Below are 23700 nucleotides of genomic sequence, written 5' to 3'. Positions count from 1 at the left end.
GACGTGGTTAGCACCAAGATGACGGCCGCCGCCCCGAGCACCGGGGCGGCGGCCTTCGCCGTGCATCAGGCGGACGTCAGTCCTTCTTCTCCTCCAGGCGGGGGAAGAGCACCGCGCCCTTCGTCACCGTCGCGCCGGCGGGGAGCTTGCCCCACGCCGCCGCGTCCTGGACCGGCTGGGCGGCCAGGGCGCCGAGGGACGCCTCGGCGCCGAGGGAGTCCCAGAGGGCCTGGGAGGTCTCGGGCATGATCGGGTTGAGGAGGACGGCGACGCCGCGGAGGGACTCGGCGGCCGTGTAGAGGATGGTCGCCAGGCGGGCCCGGCCCTCCTCCGACTCGTCCTTCGCGACCTTCCAGGGCTCCTGCTCCGTGATGTAGCCGTTGACCTGCTTCACGAAGTCGAAGATCGCCAGGATGCCGGCCTGGAAGTCCAGCTCCTCGCCGATCTTGGCGTCGGCGGTCGCGACGGCCTTCGCCAGGCCCTCGTGGATCGCCTTCTCCGCGTCGCCGTCGGCCGTCGAGGCCGGCAGCGCGCCGCCGAAGTACTTGCCGACCATCGCCGCCACGCGCGAGGCGAGGTTGCCGTAGTCGTTGGCCAGCTCGGACGTGTAGCGGGCGGAGAAGTCCTCCCACGAGAACGAGCCGTCGCTGCCGAAGGCGATGGCGCGCAGGAAGTACCAGCGGTACGCGTCCACACCGAAGTGCGAGGTCAGGTCCTGCGGCTTGATGCCGGTCAGGTTCGACTTCGACATCTTCTCGCCGCCGACCATCAGCCAGCCGTTGGCCGCGACCCGGCCGGGGACCGGCAGGCCCTGCGCCATCAGCATCGCCGGCCAGATCACCGCGTGGAAGCGCAGGATGTCCTTGCCGACCAGGTGCACGTTCGCCGGGAAGGTCTCCTCGAACTTCGCCGGGTTCTCGTTGTAGCCGACGGCCGTGGCGTAGTTCAGGAGCGCGTCGACCCACACGTAGATGACGTGCTTGTCGTCCCACGGGATCGGGATGCCCCAGTCGAACGTCGAGCGCGAGATGGAGAGGTCCTGCAGGCCCTGCTTGACGAAGTTCACGACCTCGTTGCGGGCCGACTCCGGCTGGATGAAGCCCGGGTTCGCCTCGTAGAACTCCAGCAGCTTCGGGCCGTACTCGCTCAGCTTGAAGAAGTAGTTCTCCTCCTTGAGGATCTCCACCGGCTTCTTGTGGATCGGGCACAGCTTGGTGCCGTCCTCGGCCTCGATGAGGTCCCCGGGGAGCTTGTACTCCTCACAGCCCACGCAGTACGGGCCTTCGTACCCGCCCTTGTAGATCTCGTCCTTGTCGTACAGATCCTGCACGAACTCCTGGACGCGGTCCATGTGACGCTTCTGCGTGGTGCGGATGAAGTCGTCGTTCGCGATGTTCAGGTGCTCCCAGAGGGGCTTCCACGCCTCCTCGACGAGCTTGTCGCACCAGGCCTGGGGCGTGACGTCGTTCGCCTCGGCCGTGCGCATGATCTTCTGACCGTGCTCGTCCGTGCCGGTGAGGAACCACACCTTCTCGCCGCGCTGACGGTGCCAGCGCGTGAGCACGTCGCCTGCGACGGTCGTGTAGGCGTGGCCCAGGTGAGGAGCGTCGTTGACGTAGTAGATGGGGGTCGTGACGTAGTACGCCTTCGACCCCTGCTTCTCGGTTCCAGTGGCCGCCATGGCCGAAATCCTAACGGCCCGACGAAGCTCCCCTCACATCGATAAACCCCGGGGGCGGCCGGTGGCGGGCCCGGGGGCGGTGGCGACCCCGTCGGTCACCACCGCCCCCGCTGCCCGCCCGGAGCGCGGGCCTCAGAACTCCAGGCCGGTGAGCACGCCCCGGTAGAACGCGGCGTGCGCCGTCTCCACCGGCGTCGCGCCCGCGAAGTACACGCCGGTACGGGCCGTGCCGTCGAGCTTCCGCAGGTAGTCGAAGGCCTTGTTGTCCTCCTCGCCCCACACCACGAACCGCCACTGCAGCGGACGGTCCGCCGCCTCGGCCAGCGCCTGCGTGGCCGCAGTCTTCGACTCCGGCGCGCCGTCCGTCTGGAAGACCACCAGGGCCGGACGCGTCGGGTCGGCCTTCTCGTGGTGGGCCAGGACCTCCTCCACGGCACGGTGGTAGTTCGTCCGGCCCAGGCGGCCCAGGGTGCCGTTGACCTCTTCGACGCGGGTCGGCGTCAGGTCGGCCGGAGCCAGGTCGACGGTCCCGTCGATGTCCGTCGAGAAGAACACCGTCGTCACGGTCGCCGCCTCGTCGAGGTGCGCCGCCAGCGCGACCGTCTGCTCCGCCAGTCGCTGCACCGAGCCGTCCTTGAAGTAGCCGCGCATCGACCCGGACCGGTCCACCACCAGGTACACCGCCGCCCGCGCCCCCGCCAGACCCTCCTTCTTCAGGGCCGTTCCCGCCGCCTTGTACGCCTCCGCCAGCTGCGGCGCCCCCGCCTTCACCTTCGCGAGCGCCACCGCGGGCCCCTGCGAGCCCCCGGCACCCTCCGCCTCCGGTGCGGCTTCGCTCTCCGCCGCGGCCTCCGCCTCCGGCGCCGTCTCGTCGGCGTCCGCCGTACCGGCCGGCTCCGCCTCCGCCTCCGGCAGCACCTCGACCGCGTCCGCGGTCGCCTCCACCGGCTCCGCCGCCTCCGCGGCCTCGTCGGCGGCCGTCTCCGGGGCCTCGTCGGCGGCAGCCGCCTCCGGCTCCGGCTCCGCCTCCGCCGCACCGGCGGCAACCGCGTCGGCGCCACCTTCGGCCTCCGTGTCGGCGGCGCTCTCCGCCTCCGCCTCCACAGGCGCGTCGGCCGCAGCCGCGGGCGCGTCCGTCGCCTCGTCCGGGCTCGTGGCGTCAGCGGCCACCTCCGCCTCGGCCGCCTCAGCCTCGGCCGCCTCGCTCGCCTCGGCGTCGGTCGTGGTCGCCACGTCGGCGGCCGGCGCCTCCGGCTCCGCCACCTCGTCGGCGGCCGCGTCGGCGTGGACCGCCTCCGGCTCCGCCGAGTCGGCGGCTTCCGCAGTAGCAGCAGCTTCCGCAGCCGCGTCGGCGTTCACGACCTCGGTGTCGACCGCCTCCGGCTCGCTCGCCTCGGCGACGGCCGTATCCACCGCGTCGCCGGCGTCGTCGGCAACCGCGTCCACCGCGTCCACCGAGTCGCCCGCCTCGGCGACTGCCGTCTCCGAGGCGTCGCTCGTGTCAGCGGCATTCGCGTCCACCCGCTTCACCGGGTCCGCGTCGGCGGCCGGCGCCTCCGGCTCAGCCACCTCGTCGGCGGCAACCGCGTCCACCGCGTCGCCCGCGTCGGCCGCAGCCGTATCCACCGTGTCGCCCGCAGCCACGTCCACCGCGTCGCCCGCGTCCACCGCGTCGCCCGCCTCGGCCGCAGCCGTGCCCGCCGTATCCGCCGTGGTGTCCGCAGTGCGGGCCTTCGGGATCTGGGGGTTGTCGAAGGCTTCGGCGACGAGTTCGTCGGCTTTGCGCTGGGCGGCGGATTCGGGGGTGTCGGGGGACGGGGAGGGGGTCTCACGCGTCTGGGACGGGACGGAGGTTGCCGGGGATTCCTCGCGGTCCCGGCCGAACACCTTGCGCAGCATGCTCCGAATACCCATGGGCGAACCCTTTCGCATGAGATGGGGTGCGGTGTGAATGTCCGTACTGGGCGTTTCGGGAAGATCATCCCTGGCCAGGGCGGATACGTAAGGTTAGCGGCCAGTCCCCGCCTCCTAGGCGACCCGGTCGCCTGCGGTTGCCGCGCATTCATTCGGCGTTCATTCGGTGGCCGTCCGGGTGCAGAGGTCCACACATAGCGTCACGGCCGAAGGATTCCCGACAGCTTGTCGGCGCGGTGTGCGCCGGAGGAGGACGACGTGCGCAAACTGCTGCCGCTGCTGAGCATGAACAACCACGGAGGCGGGCGTTCCGCTCTTACCTGCCGGTACCGGTGCGGCGACGCCTGCTTCCACGAGGTGCCGAACACGAGTGACAACGAGTACGTCGGCGACGTCATAGCCGGGGCGCTGTCGCGGCGTTCGGCGCTGCGGGCGGCGGCGGTCGTGACGGTGGCGTCGGCGGCGGGCGGGGCCGTGGTCCTGGGGAACGCGCCGGCAGCGGAGGCGACGCCGGACGGGCACGGGAAGCCCGGGGCCGTCGACGGGGCGCGCGGGCTGCGGTTCGCGCCGGTCGCGCCGAACACGGACGACCGGGTGACGGTCCCGGAGGGGTACGCGCAGAACGTGGTCATCCGCTGGGGCGAGCCGATCCTGCGGGGCGCGCCGGCGTTCGACTCGGAGAAGCAGACGGCGAAGGCGCAGGCCGGGCAGTTCGGCTACAACAACGACTTCCTGTCGCTGCTGCCGCTGCGGGGCGAGCACGGCCGGCAGGTACTCGTGGCCAACCACGAGTACACCGACGAGGTGCTGATGTTCCGCGGCTACGACGCCGCGAACCCGACGCGCGAGCAGGTGGAGATCGCCTGGGCGGCGCACGGCCTGTCGGTCGTGGTGGTGCAGGAGGAGTACCGGAGCGGGAAGCTGACGCCGGTCACGCGGCACCACCTGAACCGGCGCCTGCACACGACGAGCGAGTTCGAGGTCACCGGGCCCGCCGCGGGCAGCGACCTGCTGAAGACCTCCGTGGACCCGACCGGCCGCAAGGTGCTCGGCACGCTGAACAACTGCGCGGGCGGCACGACGCCGTGGGGCACGACGCTGCACGGCGAGGAGAACTTCAACCAGTACTTCGCGAACGGCAGCTCCGCCACCGACAAGCGGTACGGCGTGGGCACCGGGGCGACCGAGCGGAAGTGGGAGCGGTTCGACAAGCGCTTCGACCTGAAGCAGGAGCCGAACGAGGTGCACCGCTTCGGGTGGGTCGTCGAGCTCGACCCGTACGACCCGGAGTCGACGCCCCGGAAGCGCACCGCGCTCGGCCGTTTCAAGCACGAGGCGGCGCAGCCCCGGCTCACCGAGGACGGCCGTCCGGTCGTGTACATGGGTGACGACGAGCGGTTCGACTACTTCTACAAGTTCGTGTCGAGCAAGCGGATGAAGAAGGGGAGCTCGCGGGCGGCCCGTGAGCACAACCTCACCCTGCTCGACGAGGGCACGCTGTACGTCGCCAAGCTGACCGGCGACTCGCCGGCCGCCGAGATCGACGGCACCGGGAAGCTCCCGAACGACGGCGAGTTCGACGGTTCCGGCGTGTGGATCCCGCTGGCGACCGGCGACGTGTCGCACGTGCCGGGGATGACGGCCGAGGAGGTGTACGTCTTCACGCGCCTCGCGGGCGACAAGGTCGGGGCCACGAAGATGGACCGTCCCGAGGACGTCGAGCCGTCGCCGCGCAGCGGCCGGGTGTACGTGGCGCTCACCAACAACTCGAACCGCGGCAAGGCGGGCTACGCGCCGGCCGACGAGGCCAACCCGCGCAACTCCAACAAGCACGGGCAGATCCTGGAGCTCGCCGAGCACTGGGACGACCCGGCGTCGGACGGGTTCGCGTGGCGGCTGTTCCTGGTGGCGGGCGACCCGAACGACCCGGCGACCTACTTCGCCGGTTTCCCGAAGGAGAAGGTGTCGCCGATCTCCTGCCCGGACAACGTGGCCTTCGACCCGCACGGCAACCTGTGGATCTCCACCGACGGCAACCAGCTCGGCTCGCACGACGGCCTGTTCGGCGTCGCGACGCGCGGCGAGCGGCGCGGTGAGCTCAAGCAGTTCCTGACGGTGCCGCGCGGCGCCGAGACCTGCGGCCCGATCGTCCAGGACCGCCGGGTCCTGGTCGCCGTCCAGCACCCGGGTGAGATCGACGGCGCGTCGGTCGAGAAGCCGGCCTCGGAGTGGCCCGACGGGCCCGGGAAGATCGTCCGGCCGTCGGTCGTCTCCGTCTGGCGCAAGGACGGTCGCGACATCGGCGTGTGACGCCGGCAGGGCCCCCGCGAGGGGGCCCGTAGCGGGACCGGGGAGGGCATGGGGCGGGGTGTGTGTCACGCCACCCCCAGGCCCTCCCTGAACCGTACGAACTGCTCTTCCGGGTCGCCCGTGTAGGCCCAGGGGACCCAGGCCGCCCGGGCGCCGAGCAGGGCGAGGACGTCCCGGGCGATCTCGACCTGTCCGGCGTAGCAGGCGGCGTGGGCGAGGAAGTTGAGGTCGGCGACCTCTTCGGGGGCGACGGGCCGCCCGGGGTCCCGGCCGCCGATCCAGCGGGCGTGGGTGCGGCGGAGTTCGGTGACCGCGAGTTCGTGCTTCCAGTGCTGGTCGAAGCCGCGGACGGGTCCCCGGCCGAGTGCCCCGTCGGCGATGTACCGGTACTCCTCGACGCGGGCGACCTGCACGAGGACCGGGAGCGGGGAGCCGGGCGGGGCGACGCCGGCGGCGTCGCGGGCGAAGTCGTACATGCTGCCGTGGGTGCCGTGCCACCGGGCGGACCAGTAGCGCAGCACCTGGATGTGGCCTTCGGTGTTGTACGGGTCGCGGCGGCGCAATTCGTCGAACCAGTGGCGGAGTTCGCGGCGCGGTACGCCGCCCTCGTAGAGCCGGGCGACCGAGAGCAGCGACACCCACGGCATGGGGTCGGCGGGGGCGGCCTCGGCGGCGCCCCGGCAGGCGTCGACGGCGGCGTCGATGCGGCCGCGTTCGAGGGCGGCGCCCCGGCCGGCGGCGATGGCCGCGTCGAAGACCCGTACGACCTCGGTCGCGGCGCGCAGGACGGCGGCGTCGGGGTTGCCGGGTTCGGCGGCGCGCCAGGTCTCGACGGTGGAGCTGCCGGCGGCGGCGTGCGAGAGGAGCCGCAGGCGGTGGGTGCGGCGGGCCCAGTCCGTCCCGGTGGCGGCGAGCAGGTCGCGTACGCCCTGCCAGCGGCCGATGACGATGTCGTGGCGCGCCTCGGTCAGTGCCCGGTCCCCGAAGTCCGGGTCGAAGTCGGGCGCGAAGCGCTCCGGTCGCGCCGGTCGCGCCAAGCGGCGGCGTACGGCCATCGGGGGCCTCCTTCGGGTTCGGCTGCCGTCGGAAGTCGCCTCGTCCCGGGGGAGCGGGGAGCGGGGCGGTGGTCTCGGGTCGCCCCGTCGCACGCGGCGGGGCGGGGGTCAGAAGTCGGTGGCGTAGCTCTTCTCGTGGTCGCCGGTGCGGGCACGGGGGGTCGCCGGGCCGGAGTCCTGGGTGGCGGCGAGGGCGCGGGCGGCGTCCAGGCGGGCGGGGCGGTAGTAGTCGCTGCCCTTGCGCCAGTAGACGACGAGCGGGACGACGCCGAGGAGCAGTCCGCCGAGGCCGATGGCGAGGGCGGTGGAGGAGAGTTCGCCGAGCGATTCGACGAAGGCCCACAGCATGAATCCGGAGCCGAGCAGCGGCCACAGGCCGCCGAGGACGAGGTTGCGTACGGAGCGCAGCAGCAGCGACTTGTAGGCGACGACGGCGGCGATGCCCGCGAGGCCGTAGTAGAAGGCGATCTGGAGGCCGATCGCGGCGACGGCGTCGCTGAGGATGCGCTGTACGGAGCCGGCGGCCGCGGCGGCGGCGAACATGAGGAGGGCGGCGCCGCCGACGGTGGCGATGGCGACCCACGGGGTGTTCCAGCGGCGGTGCACGGTGCCGAGCGCGGCCGGCAGGGTCCGGTCGCGGCCCATGGCGAAGAGCGAGCGGGTGACCTGGAGGAGGGTGGTCTCCAGGGTGGCGACGGTCGACAGGAGGACGGCCACGACGAGGAGCTTGCCGCCGACGCCGGGCCAGATCTCCTGGCCGAGGACGGCGAGGACGTTGGGTCCGGCGGTGCGGATCTCCTCGGCGCTGAGCAGCACGTTCACGGCGACGGTGAAGGCCTCGAAGAGGACGAACACGAAGCCGACGCCGACGAGCGCGGCGAGTCCGGCGGTGCGCCGGCTGTCGCGGGTCTCCTCGCTGAGGTTGCTGGTGACGTCCCAGCCCCAGTAGTAGAACGCGGCGATCAGCGCGCCGGCGGCGAAGCCCTCGGGGCCGTCGAACCGGTCGAGGGCGAACCAGGACCAGTCGAAGGCGGTGGCCCGCCCCCGGTGGGCGACGGCGGCGAGCACGAAGCCGAGCAGGATCAGCATCTCGACGCCGGACATGATCAGTTGGGCCCGTACGGTGAGCCGGGCGCCGCCGAGGACGACGAGCAGCATCATCAGGAACCAGCCGGCGCCGACGGCCGCCGCGAGCGGGGTGTTCGCGGCGAGGTCGGGGTCGATCAGGGAGAGCGTGAGGGAGCCGGCGGGCAGCGAGCCGGCCACCATGAAGACGGTGGCGGCGAAGACCAGCGCCCAGCCGGACAGGAAGCCGAGGAAGGGGTGGAGGGTGCGGCCCACCCAGGAGTAGCCGGCGCCGGCGTTGACGTCGATCCGGCCGAGGCGGGCGTAGGCGAGGACGATGCCGAGCATCGGTATCGCGCAGTACAGCAGGGCCGCGGGGCCGGCGTAGCCGACCGCGCCGAAGAGGACGGCGGTCGTCGCGGCGAGCGAGTACGCCGGGGCGCTGCCGGCGACGGCCATGACGATCGTGTCGAAGGTGCCGAGGACGTTGGGCTGGAGCCCTCTGTTCGTGGTGGTGCGCATGGCGTGTCCTCGGGGCGAGGTGACGTGAGGTGGGGTGGTGCGGGGGGTGGGCGGAGTGCGGGCGGCGGGGCAGGGCGAAAGAGGGTGTGCGTCGGGCCGGTTGCCGACGGCGGTGGGCGCGGATCACGGTGAATTCGAGCGCATCGTAGTCGCCCGGGTGGCTTCCGGTAACGGCGGTGGGGAAGGTTCCGTTCCGTGACCGCCGGTAAGTCCGCCGGTACGCCCCCTTGGGGAGGTTTACCGCAGGTCGGGACTGGCGATGGCGCGGGCCGCGCGGACCTCCTGGCGGAGCGGTTCGAGCACTCCGCTCTCGTCCCCGGGCAGTTCCGAACGCACCTCGACGAGGGTCTCCGAGGCCCGCAGCCCTTCCGCGAGCTCCCGCAACTCGCGCTCCACGGCCGCGACCTCGGCCGGGTCGGGAGCCGGGGCGCCGTGGTCCACCCGGATCCGGGCCGCCGTCGTCGCGTCCACGATCCGCTCGACGGCCACCACGAGCGGCCACCAGGCGGCGGCCCGGGCGCCGGTGGGCGGCGGTTCGGTCAGCGCGCGCTGGAACTCGGAGCGCACGCCCGACAGGTCCCGGTACAGCTTGCGCCGGGCCCGGTGGCGGTCGGCGCGGGAGGACTCCCCGGCGCCGCCCCCGAAGGCCCGTGCCACGTACGCGGCGGTGTCGGCGACCGCGTCCGCGAGCCGGTCCCCGATCCGGGTGTGCCAGGACTCCGGCCAGAGGAGGTAACCGGCGACGAGCGCGATGGCGCAGCCGATCAGCGAGTCGTAGAGCCGCGGCATGACCAGGTCGAAGCCCTGGTGGTTGAGCGTGTCGGAGAGCAGCAGGATGACCGGGGTGATCGCCGCGGTCTGGAAGGCGTACCCCTTCGCGGAGAACGCCGGGATCAGCGCCGCGAGGACGACCATCACCGGCACGTCCCACCAGCCGCGCGGCACCTGGGACAGCACGAACGCGGCGAGGACGAGACCGACCGCCGTGCCGGCCGCCCGCAGCACCGCCCGCGAGAACACCGACCCGAAGTCCGGCTTCATGACGAACGTGACCGTGAGCGCGACCCAGTACGAGCGCGGTACGGCGATCAGCGACACCAGCGCCTGCGCGAGCCCGATGCACAGCGCCAGCCGCAGCCCGTACCGCCAGGACGCCTCGGAGAACAGCACGGCCCTCGCGGCGCGGCGGGCCCGCACCCGCAGCGCGGCCGGGCGCCCGAGCCGGTCGTCCACGGTGTACGGGTCGGGGTCCGTCTTGTGCACCACGGCCGCCGCGTGCCGCAGCGCGTGGTCCACCGCCCGCTCCGCGGGCCGCTCGGGCACGGGCAGGTCCAGGTCCCGAGTGCCCGTCCGCCCCTCCTCGACGGCGTCCGCCAGCTCGCGTACGGCCGCCGGGATCGCCGCCGGCAACGGTCCGACCAGGCGCGCCCGCAGGTGGGCGGCGGGCGCGGCCTCCAGGAGCGGAATGAGGACGTTCAGCTGGGAGAGCATCCTGACCAGGTTCGGCGCCCGGCCGTGCTGGCGGGTCCTGCGGGCCAGGATGAGGTCGTACGACTGGTTGAGGGAGGCCGTGACGTCCTGCCGCCGCTCGTCGTACGCGTCGGTGCCCGTGGCCTCGTACAGCTCGGCGAGGGACCGGTAGGTCGCGGCGACGGCGGCGCGCTCGGGGGCGGCGCGGCGCAGCGGCCAGCCGAGGAGCGTGAGGACGAGGACGAAGAGCCCGCCGAGGGTGAGGAGGAGGGGGGCCTTCCACCAGGGACCCGGCATCGGGAGCCCCGCGCCGACGACGCAGTTGAGGAGCAGCAGCAGCCCCGACACCGAGGCGACGGCACCGATCGACGAGATCATCCCGGAGATCAGCGCGACGAGCGTGAGCGCGGCGACGGCGACCCATCCGTGGCCGAACACGAGGGTTCCCAGGGTCACGCCCAGCGCGCCGAACAGCTGGGGCACCGCGATGTTGAACACCCGCATCCGGTACGCGTCAGCGGTGTCCCCGATGACCCCCGACAGGGCGCCCATCGACACCAGCGCCCCGTACTCGGGCCGCCCCACGGCCAGTCCGACCGCCAGTGGCGCCGCCAGCGCCACCGACGCGCGCACCACCGCCGCCCACGGGATCGGGGTCGGTGCCGGCTTCCACCCCGCGGTCAGCCATGCGGGCGGGGCGAGCCGGGCGGAGAGGTCGGACCGATCGGGGCGTGCCATGTGCCCTAACGTACGTCGGTCCGGCCGTCGGACCGTTCAGACCGTGTGGTCGACGAGGAAGACGTCGAGGGACTGCGTGACGAGGTCGATCTGGTTGGCGAAGGACCTGGTGAGCACGGTGCTGGACGAGGAGTAGACCATTCCGACCGGGGTCCGGTCGGGGGTGAAGGTCCACACGATCGCGCCGGAGTCTCCCTTCCTGCTGAAGGGCGTGCCGATGGTGCCGGTGGCGTCGATGACGATGGCGCCGGAGAAGTAGGCCTTCTGGTCCCCGTAACGCACCCAGTGGGAGCCGCCGATCTCCTTGACGGTGCCGACCGTCGTCTCCGTCGTGCGGCCGCCCTTGAAGACGATCATCCCGATGGTCGCCGCGGCGGTCGTGGTGCTGATGGGCACCTCCACCGGGGTCAGCACTCCGGTGGTCAGGATGTTGGGGCTGACCTTCTTCGGGACGGCCCAGGCGGTGGCGCAGTCGACCGAGTTGATGACGCCCCCGAACTCGATCAGGGTGCGCCGTTCGAGCACGGCGATCAGGTCGTTCGGGCACGAGCCCGAGTCGGCGCGCCCGGGCTGGGAGATGCACGTTCCCAGTGGCGCCGTGTTGGAGTCCGCGATGACGTGGTTGCAGCTGATGAGGAGCGTCCTCAGGTCGCGCGGGAACGACCGGCCCGTCGCCAGGCAGCCCAGCGTGCCGGCGGACGCCGGCAGGACGGGCGTGCTGATCGAGATGCCGCCGGGTGCGGGTCGGCTCTGGAAGGTGTATCCCGAGGCCTCGATCTCCCCGGTGACGACCGGGATGACCGGAACGTTCGGGGAGGCGGCGACCCGCACGCCCAGCTGCTCGACGAGCACTTCCTCGACGGCGTCCGCGCTTCTCGGGCGGGTCAGATAGACGCTCAGCGTGGGCTGACCCGGTTCGATGTGGCTGCTGCGGAGACCGTATTCGGAGGGTAGGGCCCGCCCGATGCCGACGCCCTGGATGTTCATTTCCTCGGTGAGGCCCTCCAGGGTCTGGACTCCGCTGCGCAGCTCGCCCTGACCGGTGAGGATCCCTTCGATCGCGGCTCGCGCGTCGACGAGTTCCGTGGGGAATTCGTCGGGATCGAATCCGAGGTGATCGGACGTCACCTCTGGCTGCCGGAATTCCACGTTCTCGCCGGAGGATGCGAAATCATCGGGTGGTGGTTCGTTGATTCTGGGCACGACAGCCTCCTGGAAGGTGGAGATGCATCAGTCGTGTGAATCAAGCGCCGTGAACCATGCGCCATGAATCAAGCGTAGGTCCGGGCAGGAGAAGATCGCACGTCAGTTGCGGTAGGACTCGACCTCGGAGGCGGGGCGCAGGGCGGCGGTGTCGGGGTCCTCGCCGAACTCGGATTTGGCGCGGCGCTGCCGGAGCAGGTCCCAGCACTGGTCGAGGCGTACCTCCAGGTCGGCGAGGCGGGCGCGTTCCTCGGGGAGGAGGCCGCCGGTGCGCTGCCGGAGGGCGCGTTCCTCTTCGACGAGGGCGCCGATGTCGTCAAGGATCTCCTCGTTGTCCATGCCTTCCAGCGTGGCGGATCAGCGCGGGGCGCGCAGGTCGAGATCGGTGAGGACGGCGCGGTGGTCGGAGCCGGTGACGTCGAGGAAGCGGACGTCGCGGACGCTGAAGTCGTCGCTGACCAGGACGTGGTCGATCTGGACGAACGGCGGGAGGGGCCCTTCCGAGGGCCAGGTGGGTGTGCGGCTCGCGTTCGCCGATCGCGCGGCGTCGTGGAGGCGGCCGGCGTCGAGGACGGCGCGGAGGGCGGCGTGGTCCTGGGAGGCGTTGAAGTCGCCGGCGACGAGTGCGGGGCCGGTCTGCCGTGCGGCGGTGTCGGCGATCCGGCGGAGTTCGCGTTTCCAGAGCGGGACCTGGTGGGCCAGCGGCGGCATGGGGTGGGCGAGCTGGAGGCGGACGGGTACGCCGGCGATGTCGGCGGTGGCGCCGGGCATGCCCATGGTGGCCGGGATCGTCGCGCGGTCGGCGAGCGGGTAGGCGCTGAGGAGTACGGAGCCGGCGGAGCCGTCGGCCTCGACGGCGGCGTGGTGGGGGAGCTCGGCGGCGAAGGCCGTGGTCAGGGTCCGTCCGCAGGCGCGGTCGCATTCGGACACGAACACGAGCTGGGGGTGTTCCCGGCGGACGATGCCGGTCAACGCGTCGGTGCCCCGGCCGACTTCGACGTTGGAGGCGATGACCTTGATCCGGGCGACGGGCCGGCCCGGGGGGTCGGTGGTCCGCGCGGGGTAGGGCAGGGAGGCCCAGGCGGTGGTGGCGAGGGTCACGGCGGCGAGGAGGCAGAGGGCGCGGCGGCCGGCCGCGGCGGCGAGGAGTGCGGCGAGTCCGGCGGGGACGGTGAGCCAGGGGAGGACGGAGAGGATTTGGGGGACGGGGGTGACGGCGTCCGTGTCGAGGAGCCGGCACGCGGTGACCGGGGCGGACACGGCGAGGAGCAGCACCGCGGCCCAGGCGGCGTGGTGGCGCCTGGGCCGGTGCGACGCGGCGTCGGTCGGCGGGACGTCGTTCAGTGGCGGAGGGCCTGGGCGATTTCGGCCGTGGTGGCGCCGGTGAGGGTGCGGTTGCTGCGGGCGGTGCCGGATTTGGACGCGCCGGGTCCGACTCCGTCGATGGTGAGGACGACCGCGTCGAGCACGTTTCCGTCGTTGTCGCGGAAGTTGACCATGATCGTGTAGTCGGCGCTCTGGTCCTTGGGGTTGGTCGCGGTGATCTCGGCGACGGTGCGGTCCCCGTCGGTCTTGGTGGCGCCGGCCTTGACGTCGCCTCCGGCGTTGACGCCGTCCTTGACCTCGTTCATCTTCTCCTGGGCCGCCGAGGCGACGGCCGCGGTGGCGGAGGAGACGATGTCGCCGGCCGCGTCCTTGGCGGCGTCGCAGCCGGTGAGGGCGAGGGCCGTGGTGGCGGCGAGGGCGAGGACGAGTCCCGTGCTGCGGCGGGTGGTGGTCATCGGGCGCGGCCTCAGAACGTCTCGTCGGTGCCGTACGCGTCGTCCGTGGCCAGTGCCCAGATCACGAAGATCGAGACGGCCATGGAGAAGAGCGCCCACCAGGGCTGGTAGGGGAGGAAGAGGAACTGGAAGAGGATGTTGAGCGAGGCGAGGGAGATGCCGGCGATCCGGCCCCACTCGGCGCCCTTCAGGATCCCGAAGCCGGTGATGGCGATGATGATGCCGAGGATGAGGTGGATCCATCCCCAGGTGGTGAGGTCGAACTTGAAGACGTAGTCGCCGACGCGGGTGTAGACGTCGTCCTCGGCGATGCCTGCGATGCCCTGGAAGACGTCCATGAAGCCGGTGACCAGCATGAGGACGCCGGCGAAGAGGGTGCCTCCGGACGCCCAGGCGCCGGAGGAGCTCTGTTTGCGGGGTGCGGTGTTCTGGCTCATGGCCCCATCGTGCGAGCGTTCGTACGATCGCGAACTTTCAGCTGGGCCGAACGAGTGAGCGGAGGAAGGCGTCGAGCGCCGCGTCGAACTCCTCGGGCCGTTCGAGGTTGGGCAGGTGGGCGGCCCGTTCGACGACGACGAGGGTGGAGTCGGGCAGCAGGGCGTGCATGTCCTCCGCGTCCGCGACCGGGGTGTACGTGTCGTCCCGGCCGACGACGACGAGCGCGGGGACGGTCGCGGCGGCGAGGGTCTCCCGGTAGTCGGGGCGTTCGGCCCGGCCGCGGAGCGCGGCGGCCGCGGCGACCGGGTCGGTGGCGCACATCATGCGGTGGACGTGGGGTGCGGCGTGCGTGTTGTACGGGGCGACCATCCGGTCGAGGACCTCGTCGGCGTAGCCGCGCATGCCGTCCCGCAGGAGGCGGTCGGCCATGGCGTTCCTGGTCCGCTTGCCGTCCTCGGTCTCGGCGGCGGGGAAGGTGTCGGCGAGGACGAGGCCGCGGACGCGTTCGGGGTGGCGGCGGTAGAGCTCCATGGCGATCTGGCCGCCCATGGACAGGCCGGCGAGGACGCACTGCCCGATGCCCAGCTCGTCGAGGAGTCCGACGAGGTCCTCGGCGAACTCGCCGAGGTCGGTGGATGCGGTCATGGCGCCGAGCGGGGTGTCGCCGTAGCCGCGCAGGTCGGGGGCGATCACGCGGTGGGTGCGGGAGAAGCGGTCGATCTGGGGCTGCCACATGGTGTGGTCGAAGGGGTGGCCGTGGACGAGGAGGAGGGCGGGGCCGGTGCCCCGGTCCTCGTAGAAGACGCGGGTGGCGGAGGTTTCGGCGACGGGCATGTCCGCAGGCTAGGCAGCCCCGCGGACTCGGTGCAATAAGATCTTTGCTCTCGGTGCAATGGGTCGGGGCGCGGGGGCTCCCGGCGTCCGGGGAGGGGGTTCCGGGTGGAGGAGTACCGGCGGATCGCGGACCGGGTCGAGGCGGCCGTACGGGAGGGCCGGCTGCGGCCCGGCGACCGGCTGCCGCCGCAGCGGGTGTTCGCCCGCCGCCACGGCATCGCGAACTCGACGGCGATCCGCGTGTACGGGGAGCTCGCGCGCCGGGGCCTGGTCGTCGGGGAGGTCGGGCGCGGCACCTTCGTCCGGTCCGCGCCGCCGCTGCCCGGTCCCGCACTCGCCGAGGCGACCGGGGCGGCACCCGTCGACCTCCAGCTCAACTACCCCGTCGCGGACGGCCAGTCGGAGCTGATGGCCCGCGCGCTCGCCGCGCTCGCCCGGCCCGACGTGCTCGCGGAGGCCGTCTCGGGTCCGGCCGCGGCGACCGGCACCCCTGAGGCCAGGGAGGCGGCGGCCGCCGTGCTCGCCCGGCCCGGCTGGGCGCCGGACCCCGAGCGGGTCCTCTTCGCCGGGAACGGTCGGCAGGCCATCGCCGCCGCGCTCTCCGCGCTCGTCCCGCCCGGCGGCCGGCTGGGCGTGGAGGCGCTCACGTATCCCCTGGTCAAGGCGGTCGCCGAGCGGCTCGGCATCCGGCTCGTGCCGCTCGCCCTGGACGAGGAGGGCGTGCGGCCCGAGGCGCTCGCGGCGGCCCACCGGGCGGCACCGCTCGCCGCCGTCTACCTCCAGCCGACCCTGCAGAACCCGCTGTCCGCGACCGCGGGCGAGGGGCGGCGGGCCGAACTGGCCGAGCTGCTGCGGAGCCTGGACCTGACGGCCGTCGAGGACACCACCTGGGCCTTCCTCGTGCCGGACGCGCCCGCGCCGCTCGCGGCCCACGCGCCCGAGCGGGTGCTGCTCGTGGACAGCCTCTCCAAGCGGCTCGCCCCGGGCCTGACCGTCGGCTACCTCGTGGTGCCCGGGCCGCTGCGGGCCGCCGCCGCCGACGCCCTGCGCTCCGGGGCCTGGACGGCGGGCGGCCTGGCGCTCGCGGCCGCCACCCGCTGGGCCGGGGACGGCACGGTCGCCGAGGCGGTCGCGGCGAAGCGGGCCGAGACGGAGGCCCGGCACGCCCTGGTCCTCCGCCGGCTCGACGGGTTCGCCCTCCGCACCTCCCCGCACGCGTACTACTGCTGGTGGGAACTGCCCCCGTCCTGGCGGGCCGAGACCTTCACGGCCGCCGCGGCGGACCGCGCGGGCGTGGCCGTCACCCCGGGCAGCGCCTTCGCGGTCGGCCCCGGCACGGCTCCGGACGCCGTCCGCGTCGGCCTCGCCTCGCCGCCCCGCGCGGTCCTCGACGGGGCGCTGGCGCGACTGGCGGCCCTGGCGGCCGAGCACGGCTGAACGACCGGTGCCCTGCCCGGGGAGGGGCAGGGCACCGGGCACCTGTGAGGCGTGGGCCGTACGGGGGTCAGGCGGCGGTTCCGCGACGGCGGAACAGGGCCAGGGCGACACCGGCCGCGCCTGCTCCCGCCAGGGCCGCGCCGCCCGCGAAGGCGAGGGAGCGGTCGGCGGCGACCGGCTCCGGGCCGGCGGCGACCGCGCCCTTGGGGACGACGGAGGTCTGCGCGACGGCGGCGGCTCCGGTGCCGGTCTGGGTCGCGTGCTGCGCGGCGGGCGCTGCGGTGGCGCCCTGGTGGGTGCCGGTGCCGGTGCCGGTGCCGGTGCTCGGGGTCGTGTCCGAGGGGGTGGCGCAGTCCTTCGGGACCGCCGGGAAGGTCACGCCGTCCCACGGGATCGGGCCGCCGTGCACGCGCATCTGGAGCATCGGCACCGCCGGGGCCGGGTCGAGCAGGCCCTTGATGCGGGCGCCGCCGTAGAGGGCCGTGTCGTGGCCGCGGTCGAGGACCGCGATGACCTTGCCGTCCTGGATGAGCTTGGCGACCGGGCCCTTGGGGCTGTTCGACAGGGCCAACTCGACCTCCTGGAAGGGCGCGGCGGCGTACCGGGTCACCGTGCAGCCCTTGCGGACGTCGCTGTAGTCGCCGCCCGCCAGCGGGTTGTTCCAGGACTTGACGGTGCCGTCGGCCTCCAGGACGACGAAGACGGAGCCGAACTGGTCGCCCGCGCCGCTGCCGTCCGCCTTCAGGCGGCCGGTGGGCTTGCCCTGGGGGGAGTGGAGGTCGGCGAGGTAGGCGCCGGTGCTCTTGCGGTAGAGCTCGGCGTAGCCGCCGTCGGCGAGCGGGCGGCGGCCGAGGCTGGTGCCCGCCGTCCCCTCCGGACCCTGCTCGCCGAGCTGCCCGTCCTGCGTACCGCCGGTGGAGCCTTCCGCCGAGCCGGTGCCGGTGCCGGTCCCCGTCCCGGTGGTCGGGCGGGTGCCCTTGTCCGTGCCGGTGGCCGGGCCGTCGGCCTTCGGGGTTCCGGTGGCGGGGGCCGTGGTGGCGGGAGGCGCCACCGGCGTCAGGGTCGAGGTGGCCGCCGGGCCGGTGGTCGGGGTCCCGGTCGGGGCGGGCGTCGCGGCGAAGGCGCCTGCGGCCGGGGCGAGGACGGCACCGGCGAGGGCGGCGGTGGTGATGGCGGTGCGGAGGGCGGTGCGCATGACGACTCCTGGACGACAGGTGTGGAAGAGGAGAGCCGCATGCCGTCTGCTCGTTCGGGTGGGGCCGTTGGAGGTTCGGCGGGCTGCGTGAACAAAGTTACGGATCTTGTGCGACGGAGCCTTCGTCGTCGTGTCACGAGCGTGTGACAGGCGTCTCAGTCCCCTCCTTGCCCTCCCTATTCTGGATATGTAGAGTCCAGGTTATGAAGATGAGTGAGGGCGTGGAATGGGCCCTGCACAGCTGCCTGAACCTGGCCTGGATCGGGCCCGAACGCGCGGTCCCGGCCGCGCGCCTCGCGGCTTACCACGAACTGCCCGCCGCCTACCTCAACAAGCAGCTCCAGGCGCTCGCCCGGGTCGGCATCGTCACCTCCGTCTCCGGCCCCAAGGGCGGTTTCCGGCTGGCGCGCGGCCTGGACCGGATCACGCTCATGGACGTCGTCACCGCCGTCGAAGGCCCTGACGAGGCCTTCCGCTGCACCGAGATCCGGCAGCAGGGCCCCGGTGCGGGACCGTCCGGCTCGTACGCCGCCGAGTGCGCCATCGCGGGCGCCATGGGGCGGGCCGAACTGGCCTGGCGACGCGAGCTCGTCTCCCAGACCCTGGACGACGTGCGGGAACGGGCCGAGCTCCAGGCGCCGGCGGCGCCCGAACGGATCCGGCAGTGGTTCGCGGACGCCTGACCCGACCGGCGCGCCCCATTCCGGACTCCGTACATCCAGTTCGCGGACGCCTCTCCGGCCGCCCGTGAGGCGGCCGCCCTCCCCGGAAGGAACGATCACAAGGCGCTGCACGCCCACTTCGGCGACCGGCTCCCCGCGCAGACCCTCAGCGGGGTCGCGGCGCTGGCCCTGCCGGGCATGCTCTTCGAGATCGACGCCGTCGCCGTACGGCCCGCCGGCTGATCCACTTGCGGGCCGCCGGGCGCGGGTGTGCCCTGGAGGGTGCGGGAACCAGGGGGGCGAGAGACGAAGGAGCTCCTGCCATGGCCGCACACGCAGCGGCGCCCGCCGGGCGCCGGATCAGCACCCACGGCTGGGCAGGCCCGGCCGCCGTCGGCATCCTGTACGGCCTCTACGCGGCCACCGTCGCACGCCAGGGAGGCCCGACCACGCTCGGACAGCTGTGGCTCGGCCTGATCTCCGCGATCGTCCTCGCGGTGGCGATCCGCACGCTCCATCGACACGGCCGCTCCCTCCCCCGCGAACTGCACGCCGCCGCGTGGGGCTCCCTGGCCGGCATCGCGGTCGGGTTCCTCTTCAGCCTCTCGGGCGCCAGCATCCTGTCCTCCAGCGGCCTCGGCCTCGCCTTCGGCGTGCTCAACGGGGCCGGTGCCTTCTACATGTACTACACGCACGAGGACGCGCAGGGCCGCCCCGCGCCGTACTGACCCCCGCTCCCGCCTCCCGGGGCGCCGGACCCACGGGCCCGGCGCCCCGCCGCGCCCGCCCCGCCGCGGCCCGCCTGGCGGGACCGCAGGGGCCGACGGAGACTGGGAAGAGCGGCCTGAGGGAGGAGACGGGATGACCGACCTCGCCATCGAGACCGAGGGCCTGGTCAAGGTCTTCGGCACCAACCGCGCCGTCGACGGCGTCGACCTGCGGGTCCCCGCCGGAACCGTCTACGGGGTCCTCGGCCCCAACGGCGCCGGCAAGACCACCGCGGTGAAGATGCTCGCCACCCTGCTCCGCCCCGACGAGGGCCGGGCCAGGGTCTTCGGCAAGGACGTCGTCGAGGACGCCGACGCCGTGCGCGGCCGCGTCAGCCTCACCGGGCAGTACGCCTCCGTCGACGAGGACCTGACCGGCACCGAGAACCTCGTCCTCCTCGGCCGGCTCCTCGGCCACACCCGCCCCGCAGCCCGCGAGCGCTCCGCGCAGCTGCTCACCGCCTTCGGCCTGGAGGAGGCCGCCGACCGGCAGGTCAAGAACTACTCGGGCGGCATGCGGCGGCGCATCGACATCGCCGCGTCCATCCTCAACACCCCCGACCTGCTCTTCCTCGACGAGCCGACGACCGGACTCGACCCGCGCAGCCGCAACCAGGTCTGGGACATCGTCCGTGCGGTGGTCGCCCAGGGCACCACCGTCATGCTCACCACCCAGTACCTCGACGAGGCGGACCGGCTGGCCTCCCGCATCGCCGTCATCGACCACGGGAAGGTGATCGCGGAGGGCACCAAGGGCGAGCTGAAGGCGTCCGTCGGCTCCGGATCGGTGCACGTGCGGCTGCGGGACCCCGGGCAGCGGCCGGCGGCCGAGCGGGTCCTCGGGGAGGCCCTGGGGGCCGGCGTCCAGCTCGACCCCGACCCGGTCGCGCTCACCGCCACGGTCGACGGCCACGGCACGGACCTCGGCGCCGCGGAGCAGGCCGCGCGGGCGCTCGCGGAGCTGGCGCGGGCCGGGATCACCGTCGACGACTTCGCGCTCGGACAGCCCAGCCTCGACGAGGTGTTCCTGGCGCTGACGGACAGGAAGGGAACGGCGGCATGACCACCGTCACCACCGGCAAGGACAAACGGGCCGCCGACACCGCGGACTTCGTCGCCCCCCGGGCCGACGAGCTCGCGGCGCTGCTCACGGGGCGCTCCCGCCCGCCGCGCCCGAGCGCCCTCTCCGCCTCGATGACCTTCGGCTGGCGGGCCCTGCTGAAGATCAAGCACGTGCCGGAGCAGCTGTTCGACGTGACGGCGTTCCCGATCATGATGGTGGTGATGTACACGTACCTCTTCGGGGGTGCGCTGGCCGGTTCGGTCTCCTCGTACATCCAGTTCCTGCTGCCGGGCATCCTCGTGATGAGCGTCGTGATGATCACGATGTACACCGGGGTGTCCGTCAACACCGACATCGAGAAGGGCGTCTTCGACCGCTTCCGCACGCTGCCGATCTGGCGGCCCGCGCCGATGGTCGGCTATCTCCTCGGCGACGTCGTCCGCTATCTGATCGCCTCGGCCGTGATGCTGACGGTCGGCATGCTCATCGGCTACCGGCCGGACGGCGGGGTCGTCGGCGTGGTGCTCGGGGTCGTGCTGCTGCTGGTGTTCTCGTTCGCGTTCTCGTGGATCTGGACCATGTTCGGGCTGCTGCTGCGCAGCGAGAAGTCCGTCATGGGCGTCTCGATGATGGTGATCTTCCCGCTGACGTTCCTGTCCAACGTCTTCGTCGACCCGAGCACGATGCCGGGCTGGCTGCAGGCGTTCGTGAACAACAGCCCGGTGACCCATCTGGCCACGTCGGTGCGGGAACTGATGGCGGGCGAGTGGCCGGGCGCCGACATCGCCTGGACGCTGGGCTGGTCGGCGCTGTTCGTGGTCGTCTTCGGCGCGGTGACGATGCGGCTCTACAACCGCAAGTAGGAGACGGGCCGTTCGCGGCGGGTCTCCCCCGGGTCACTTGCCCCGCGGGGTGGTCTGCTGGACCGCCCAGCGGTTGCCGTCCGGGTCGGCGAAGTAGACGAACGAGCCCCAGGGCCGGTCATCGATGGCACCGACCTCGACGCCCCGGGCGGTGAGGTCGGCGTGCGCCTCCTCGATGTCCGCGACGACGACCTGCATGTTGTCGAGGGAGCCCGGGGCCATCTCCGTGATGCCCTTGCCGAAGGCGATCGAGCAGGCCGAGCCCGGCGGGGTCATCTGCACGAAGCGGATGTCCTCGCTCACCGGGATGTCGTGGTCGGTGTGGAACCCGACCCGCTCGTAGAACGCCTTGGCCCGGTCGATGTCGGTGACGGGCACGCCGATCAGTTCCAGCTTGATGTCCATGAGGGCATCATGCGTCCGGCGGCGGACCGGCGCACGGCGTGCGGAGCGGCCGGGCGCGGTGTCCGGCCCGCGGTTCAGGCGGACTCGGCCGCGTCGGCGGCCTCGCCCCGCACGACCACCACCGGGCACGTCGCGTGCTGGGTGACGTGGGAGGAGACGGAGCCGAGGACGGCCGCCTTGAAGCCGCTGTAGCCGCGGTCGCCGACGACGAGCAGGCTCGCGCCCTTCGCGGCGTCGAGCAGGGCCTGGGGGGCGTTGCCGCCGACGACCGTGCGGGTCGTGGCGGCGGCGACCCGCGGGTCGAGGGCCTGGGACAGGGACTCGTCGAGGATCTGCTTGGCGAGCCGCTCGGGGTCGAACTCGGCCGGTACGCCCGGCATCAGCGTCGCCCAGGACGCCGGGTACTCCCAGCTGATCACCGCCTGGAGGGAGTCCCCGGTGAGGGCGGCCTGGGCGGCCGCCCACCTCAGCGCCTTGAGGGAGGGCTCCGATCCGTCGACGCCCACCACGATCCTGCCGGCCATCGCCGACCTCCGTTCGTTGTACGGCACATCAGAATGATCCGCCCCCAACGTAACAAACGGGATCAATCCAGGCGAAGGTCGGCCAGCTGCCGCTCGAAGGGGACGACCTCCTCTTCGTCGGCCTCCCGGGCCGGCCGCGCCGCGACCGCGTCGGCGAGCTCGTGGCCCGCCCGGACGATCCGGGACGGCAGCCCTTCGGTGTACTCGTCACCGCCCGAGCCCCAGTCCTCCGAGGCCGCGTAGACGGCGGTCGGGATCGTGGCGGCGCGCAGGTAGGCGAAGAGCGGCCGCAGCGCGTGGTCCAGGACCAGCGAGTGGCGGGCGGTGCCGCCGGTCGCTCCGACGAGCACCGGGGTGCCGGTCAGCGCGGTCGGGTCGATCAGGTCGAAGAACGACTTGAACAGACCGCTGTACGAGGCCGTGAAGACCGGCGTCACCGCGATGACGCCGTCCGCGCCGGTCACCGTGTCGATCGCCTCCTGGAGCTTCTCCGAGGGGAAGCCGGTGACGAAGTTCTTCGCGATGTCGACGGCCAGGTCGCGCAGTTCGACGACCTGGACGTCGACGGCGTACTCCTGCTCGGCGAGCCGGTAGCGGGCGGCCTGGAGCAGCCGGTCGGCGAGCAGTCGGGTGGAGGACGGTGCGCTGAGTCCGGCGGACACGGCGACCAGCTTCAACGTCTGCACGGTGTCAGACCTCCTCGGTGGTGCGGGTGACGGCGGGGTGGAGCGGGGCGGTCTCCGGCACTCCGGCCGGGCGCAGGTTCGCGAACTCCTTGCGCAGCACCGGGACGACCTCCTCGCCGAGGAGGTCGAGCTGCTCCAGGACGGTCTTGAGGGGCAGCCCGGCGTGGTCGACCAGGAACAGCTGGCGCTGGTAGTCGCCCACGTAGTCGCGGAAGGAAAGGGTGCGCTCGATGACCTCCTGCGGCGAGCCGACGGTCAGCGGGGTCTCCCGGGAGAACTCCTCCAGGGACGGGCCGTGGCCGTAGACCGGCGCGTTGTCGAAGTACGGGCGGAACTCCCGTACCGCGTCCTGCGAGTTCTTGCGCAGGAAGACCTGGCCGCCGAGGCCGACGATCGCCTGCTCGGGGGTGCCGTGGCCGTAGTGCGCGTACCGCTGCCGGTAGAGGCGGACCATCTTCTCGGTGTGCTGCTTGGGCCAGAAGATGTGGTTCGCGAAGAAGCCGTCGCCGTAGTACGCGGCCTGCTCGGCTATCTCGGGGGAGCGGATGGAGCCGTGCCAGACGAACGGCGGGACGCCGTCGAGCGGGCGCGGGGTGGACGTGAAGCCCTGGAGGGCGGTGCGGAACTTGCCCTCCCAGTCGACCACGTCCTCCCTCCACAGCTTGTGGAGGAGCGCGTAGTTCTCGATGGCGAGCGGGATGCCCTGGCGGATGTCCTGGCCGAACCACGGGTAGACCGGGCCGGTGTTGCCGCGGCCCATCATCAGGTCGACGCGGCCGTCGGCGAGGTGCTGGAGGGTCGCGTAGTCCTCGGCGATCTTCACCGGGTCGTTGGTGGTGATCAGCGTCGTGGACGTGGACAGGATCAGGTTCTCGGTGCGGGCCGCGATGTGCCCGAGGAGGGTGGTGGGGGAGGACGGCACGAACGGCGGGTTGTGGTGCTCGCCGGTCGCGAAGACGTCGAGCCCGACCTCCTCGGCCTTGAGCGCGATGGCGACGGTGTTCTTGATCCGCTCGTGCTCCGTGGGGGTACGGCCGGTGGTGGGGTCGGTCGTCACGTCGCCGACGGTGAAGATCCCGAACTGCAT

At 72.8% G+C, this 23700-nt stretch carries 22 protein-coding genes and 1 pseudogene; 7 read left to right on the top strand and 16 right to left on the bottom strand.

The features are described 5' to 3' along the window. Positions 1-76: 76 nt before the first annotated feature. Complete coding sequence (metG, locus tag ACFCY7_RS13780; RefSeq protein WP_376484306.1) at positions 77-1681, bottom strand: methionine--tRNA ligase; 1605 nt, start codon at positions 1679-1681, stop codon at positions 77-79. Between the two features lie 132 nt (positions 1682-1813). After that, positions 1814-3595, bottom strand: a complete 1782-nt coding sequence (locus tag ACFCY7_RS13775; protein ID WP_376484303.1) for a VWA domain-containing protein — start codon at positions 3593-3595, stop codon at positions 1814-1816. 258 nt (positions 3596-3853) lie between these two features. Between ACFCY7_RS13775 and ACFCY7_RS13770 the strand changes: the two genes are divergently transcribed. After that, positions 3854-5905: a PhoX family phosphatase gene (locus ACFCY7_RS13770; protein WP_376484301.1), complete on the top strand. Its 2052-nt coding sequence runs from the start codon at positions 3854-3856 to the stop codon at positions 5903-5905. Between the two features lie 65 nt (positions 5906-5970). On the opposite strand, the gene ACFCY7_RS13765 is transcribed toward ACFCY7_RS13770, so the two are convergent. The 9 genes from ACFCY7_RS13765 to ACFCY7_RS13725 all read right to left on the bottom strand — a co-directional run bounded on the left by ACFCY7_RS13765 (position 5971) and on the right by ACFCY7_RS13725 (position 15011). After that, the gene (locus ACFCY7_RS13765; protein ID WP_376484300.1) at positions 5971-6960 is read right to left on the bottom strand and encodes a hypothetical protein; all 990 of its coding nucleotides are present in this window, start codon (positions 6958-6960) and stop codon (positions 5971-5973) included. A gap of 108 nt (positions 6961-7068) precedes the next feature. Further along, on the bottom strand, positions 7069-8547 hold the full coding sequence (locus tag ACFCY7_RS13760) for an APC family permease (RefSeq protein WP_376484298.1): 1479 nt from the start codon (positions 8545-8547) through the stop codon (positions 7069-7071). 237 nt (positions 8548-8784) lie between these two features. After that, positions 8785-10755, bottom strand: a complete 1971-nt coding sequence (locus ACFCY7_RS13755; RefSeq protein WP_376484295.1) for an FUSC family protein — start codon at positions 10753-10755, stop codon at positions 8785-8787. Positions 10756-10791: 36 nt separating this feature from the next. After that, on the bottom strand, positions 10792-11883 hold the full coding sequence (locus ACFCY7_RS13750) for a hypothetical protein (protein WP_376484293.1): 1092 nt from the start codon (positions 11881-11883) through the stop codon (positions 10792-10794). A 177-nt stretch (positions 11884-12060) separates the two neighbouring features. Then, positions 12061-12297, bottom strand: coding sequence for a DUF2630 family protein (locus ACFCY7_RS13745; protein ID WP_376484291.1), 237 nt, complete (start codon positions 12295-12297; stop codon positions 12061-12063). Positions 12298-12315: 18 nt separating this feature from the next. Then, positions 12316-13233 (bottom strand): endonuclease/exonuclease/phosphatase family protein, encoded by a 918-nt coding sequence (locus ACFCY7_RS13740; RefSeq protein ID WP_376484288.1) that lies wholly within the window; start codon positions 13231-13233, stop codon positions 12316-12318. A gap of 65 nt (positions 13234-13298) precedes the next feature. Next, positions 13299-13739: a hypothetical protein gene (locus ACFCY7_RS13735; RefSeq protein WP_376484286.1), complete on the bottom strand. Its 441-nt coding sequence runs from the start codon at positions 13737-13739 to the stop codon at positions 13299-13301. An 11-nt stretch (positions 13740-13750) separates the two neighbouring features. Next, positions 13751-14176 (bottom strand): hypothetical protein, encoded by a 426-nt coding sequence (locus tag ACFCY7_RS13730; protein ID WP_376484284.1) that lies wholly within the window; start codon positions 14174-14176, stop codon positions 13751-13753. Positions 14177-14213: 37 nt separating this feature from the next. Further along, a complete protein-coding gene (locus tag ACFCY7_RS13725) occupies positions 14214-15011 on the bottom strand; it encodes an alpha/beta fold hydrolase (protein ID WP_376484282.1) in 798 nt (265 codons plus the stop codon). Between the two features lie 105 nt (positions 15012-15116). Here ACFCY7_RS13725 and ACFCY7_RS13720 point away from each other — a divergent pair, with 105 nt between their 5' ends. Then, entirely contained in the window at positions 15117-16448 is a 1332-nt protein-coding gene (locus tag ACFCY7_RS13720; protein ID WP_376484279.1) for a PLP-dependent aminotransferase family protein, read from the top strand. Positions 16449-16515: 67 nt separating this feature from the next. Here the strand turns inward: ACFCY7_RS13720 and ACFCY7_RS13715 are convergent, their stop codons facing one another. Next, complete coding sequence (locus tag ACFCY7_RS13715) at positions 16516-17643, bottom strand: hypothetical protein (RefSeq protein WP_376484277.1); 1128 nt, start codon at positions 17641-17643, stop codon at positions 16516-16518. A gap of 209 nt (positions 17644-17852) precedes the next feature. On the opposite strand from ACFCY7_RS13715, the gene ACFCY7_RS13710 reads away from it, so the two are divergent. The 5 genes and pseudogenes from ACFCY7_RS13710 to ACFCY7_RS13690 all read left to right on the top strand — a co-directional run bounded on the left by ACFCY7_RS13710 (position 17853) and on the right by ACFCY7_RS13690 (position 20998). Then, positions 17853-18326: an RrF2 family transcriptional regulator gene (locus ACFCY7_RS13710; protein ID WP_376484317.1), complete on the top strand. Its 474-nt coding sequence runs from the start codon at positions 17853-17855 to the stop codon at positions 18324-18326. 99 nt (positions 18327-18425) lie between these two features. Beyond that, positions 18426-18548: pseudogene (locus ACFCY7_RS13705) on the top strand (RidA family protein); the annotation flags it as partial. A gap of 80 nt (positions 18549-18628) precedes the next feature. Continuing rightward, positions 18629-19033, top strand: a complete 405-nt coding sequence (locus ACFCY7_RS13700; protein WP_376484275.1) for a hypothetical protein — start codon at positions 18629-18631, stop codon at positions 19031-19033. Positions 19034-19166: 133 nt separating this feature from the next. Beyond that, entirely contained in the window at positions 19167-20135 is a 969-nt protein-coding gene (locus tag ACFCY7_RS13695; protein WP_376484272.1) for an ATP-binding cassette domain-containing protein, read from the top strand. Next, the gene (locus ACFCY7_RS13690; protein WP_376484269.1) at positions 20132-20998 is read left to right on the top strand and encodes an ABC transporter permease; all 867 of its coding nucleotides are present in this window, start codon (positions 20132-20134) and stop codon (positions 20996-20998) included. The genes ACFCY7_RS13695 and ACFCY7_RS13690 overlap by 4 nt, the downstream gene beginning before the upstream one ends. A gap of 33 nt (positions 20999-21031) precedes the next feature. Here the strand turns inward: ACFCY7_RS13690 and ACFCY7_RS13685 are convergent, their stop codons facing one another. The 4 genes from ACFCY7_RS13685 to ACFCY7_RS13670 all read right to left on the bottom strand — a co-directional run bounded on the left by ACFCY7_RS13685 (position 21032) and on the right by ACFCY7_RS13670 (position 23700). Continuing rightward, positions 21032-21403, bottom strand: coding sequence for a VOC family protein (locus tag ACFCY7_RS13685; protein ID WP_376484266.1), 372 nt, complete (start codon positions 21401-21403; stop codon positions 21032-21034). Between the two features lie 74 nt (positions 21404-21477). After that, positions 21478-21927, bottom strand: coding sequence for a universal stress protein (locus ACFCY7_RS13680; protein WP_376484263.1), 450 nt, complete (start codon positions 21925-21927; stop codon positions 21478-21480). A 62-nt stretch (positions 21928-21989) separates the two neighbouring features. Further along, positions 21990-22613, bottom strand: a complete 624-nt coding sequence (locus ACFCY7_RS13675) for an FMN reductase (protein WP_376484260.1) — start codon at positions 22611-22613, stop codon at positions 21990-21992. A gap of 4 nt (positions 22614-22617) precedes the next feature. Beyond that, positions 22618-23700, bottom strand: coding sequence for an LLM class flavin-dependent oxidoreductase (locus ACFCY7_RS13670; protein WP_367823532.1), 1083 nt, complete (start codon positions 23698-23700; stop codon positions 22618-22620).

The sequence above is a fragment of the Streptomyces sp. NPDC056361 genome (genome assembly GCF_042262805.1).
In the GTDB taxonomy this organism is placed as follows: Bacteria; Actinomycetota; Actinomycetes; order Streptomycetales; family Streptomycetaceae; genus Streptomyces.
Note: the sequence above shows the minus strand (reverse complement) of the source record. Positions and strands in the feature narration are given on the sequence as shown.

Excerpts from the sequence above, each read along its gene's own strand:
- metG (WP_376484306.1), bottom strand. The coding sequence starts at position 1,681 with ATGGCGGCCACTGGAACCGAGAAGCAGGGGTCGAAGGCGTACTACGTC.
- ACFCY7_RS13775 (WP_376484303.1), bottom strand. The coding sequence starts at position 3,595 with ATGGGTATTCGGAGCATGCTGCGCAAGGTGTTCGGCCGGGACCGCGAG.
- ACFCY7_RS13765 (WP_376484300.1), bottom strand. The coding sequence starts at position 6,960 with ATGGCCGTACGCCGCCGCTTGGCGCGACCGGCGCGACCGGAGCGCTTC.
- ACFCY7_RS13760 (WP_376484298.1), bottom strand. The coding sequence starts at position 8,547 with ATGCGCACCACCACGAACAGAGGGCTCCAGCCCAACGTCCTCGGCACC.
- ACFCY7_RS13755 (WP_376484295.1), bottom strand. The coding sequence starts at position 10,755 with ATGGCACGCCCCGATCGGTCCGACCTCTCCGCCCGGCTCGCCCCGCCC.
- ACFCY7_RS13745 (WP_376484291.1), bottom strand. The coding sequence starts at position 12,297 with ATGGACAACGAGGAGATCCTTGACGACATCGGCGCCCTCGTCGAAGAG.
- ACFCY7_RS13735 (WP_376484286.1), bottom strand. The coding sequence starts at position 13,739 with ATGACCACCACCCGCCGCAGCACGGGACTCGTCCTCGCCCTCGCCGCC.
- ACFCY7_RS13730 (WP_376484284.1), bottom strand. The coding sequence starts at position 14,176 with ATGAGCCAGAACACCGCACCCCGCAAACAGAGCTCCTCCGGCGCCTGG.
- ACFCY7_RS13725 (WP_376484282.1), bottom strand. The coding sequence starts at position 15,011 with ATGCCCGTCGCCGAAACCTCCGCCACCCGCGTCTTCTACGAGGACCGG.
- ACFCY7_RS13715 (WP_376484277.1), bottom strand. The coding sequence starts at position 17,643 with ATGCGCACCGCCCTCCGCACCGCCATCACCACCGCCGCCCTCGCCGGT.
- ACFCY7_RS13710 (WP_376484317.1), top strand. The coding sequence starts at position 17,853 with ATGAGTGAGGGCGTGGAATGGGCCCTGCACAGCTGCCTGAACCTGGCC.
- ACFCY7_RS13700 (WP_376484275.1), top strand. The coding sequence starts at position 18,629 with ATGGCCGCACACGCAGCGGCGCCCGCCGGGCGCCGGATCAGCACCCAC.
- ACFCY7_RS13695 (WP_376484272.1), top strand. The coding sequence starts at position 19,167 with ATGACCGACCTCGCCATCGAGACCGAGGGCCTGGTCAAGGTCTTCGGC.
- ACFCY7_RS13690 (WP_376484269.1), top strand. The coding sequence starts at position 20,132 with ATGACCACCGTCACCACCGGCAAGGACAAACGGGCCGCCGACACCGCG.
- ACFCY7_RS13685 (WP_376484266.1), bottom strand. The coding sequence starts at position 21,403 with ATGGACATCAAGCTGGAACTGATCGGCGTGCCCGTCACCGACATCGAC.
- ACFCY7_RS13680 (WP_376484263.1), bottom strand. The coding sequence starts at position 21,927 with ATGGCCGGCAGGATCGTGGTGGGCGTCGACGGATCGGAGCCCTCCCTC.
- ACFCY7_RS13670 (WP_367823532.1), bottom strand. The coding sequence starts at position 23,700 with ATGCAGTTCGGGATCTTCACCGTCGGCGACGTGACGACCGACCCCACC.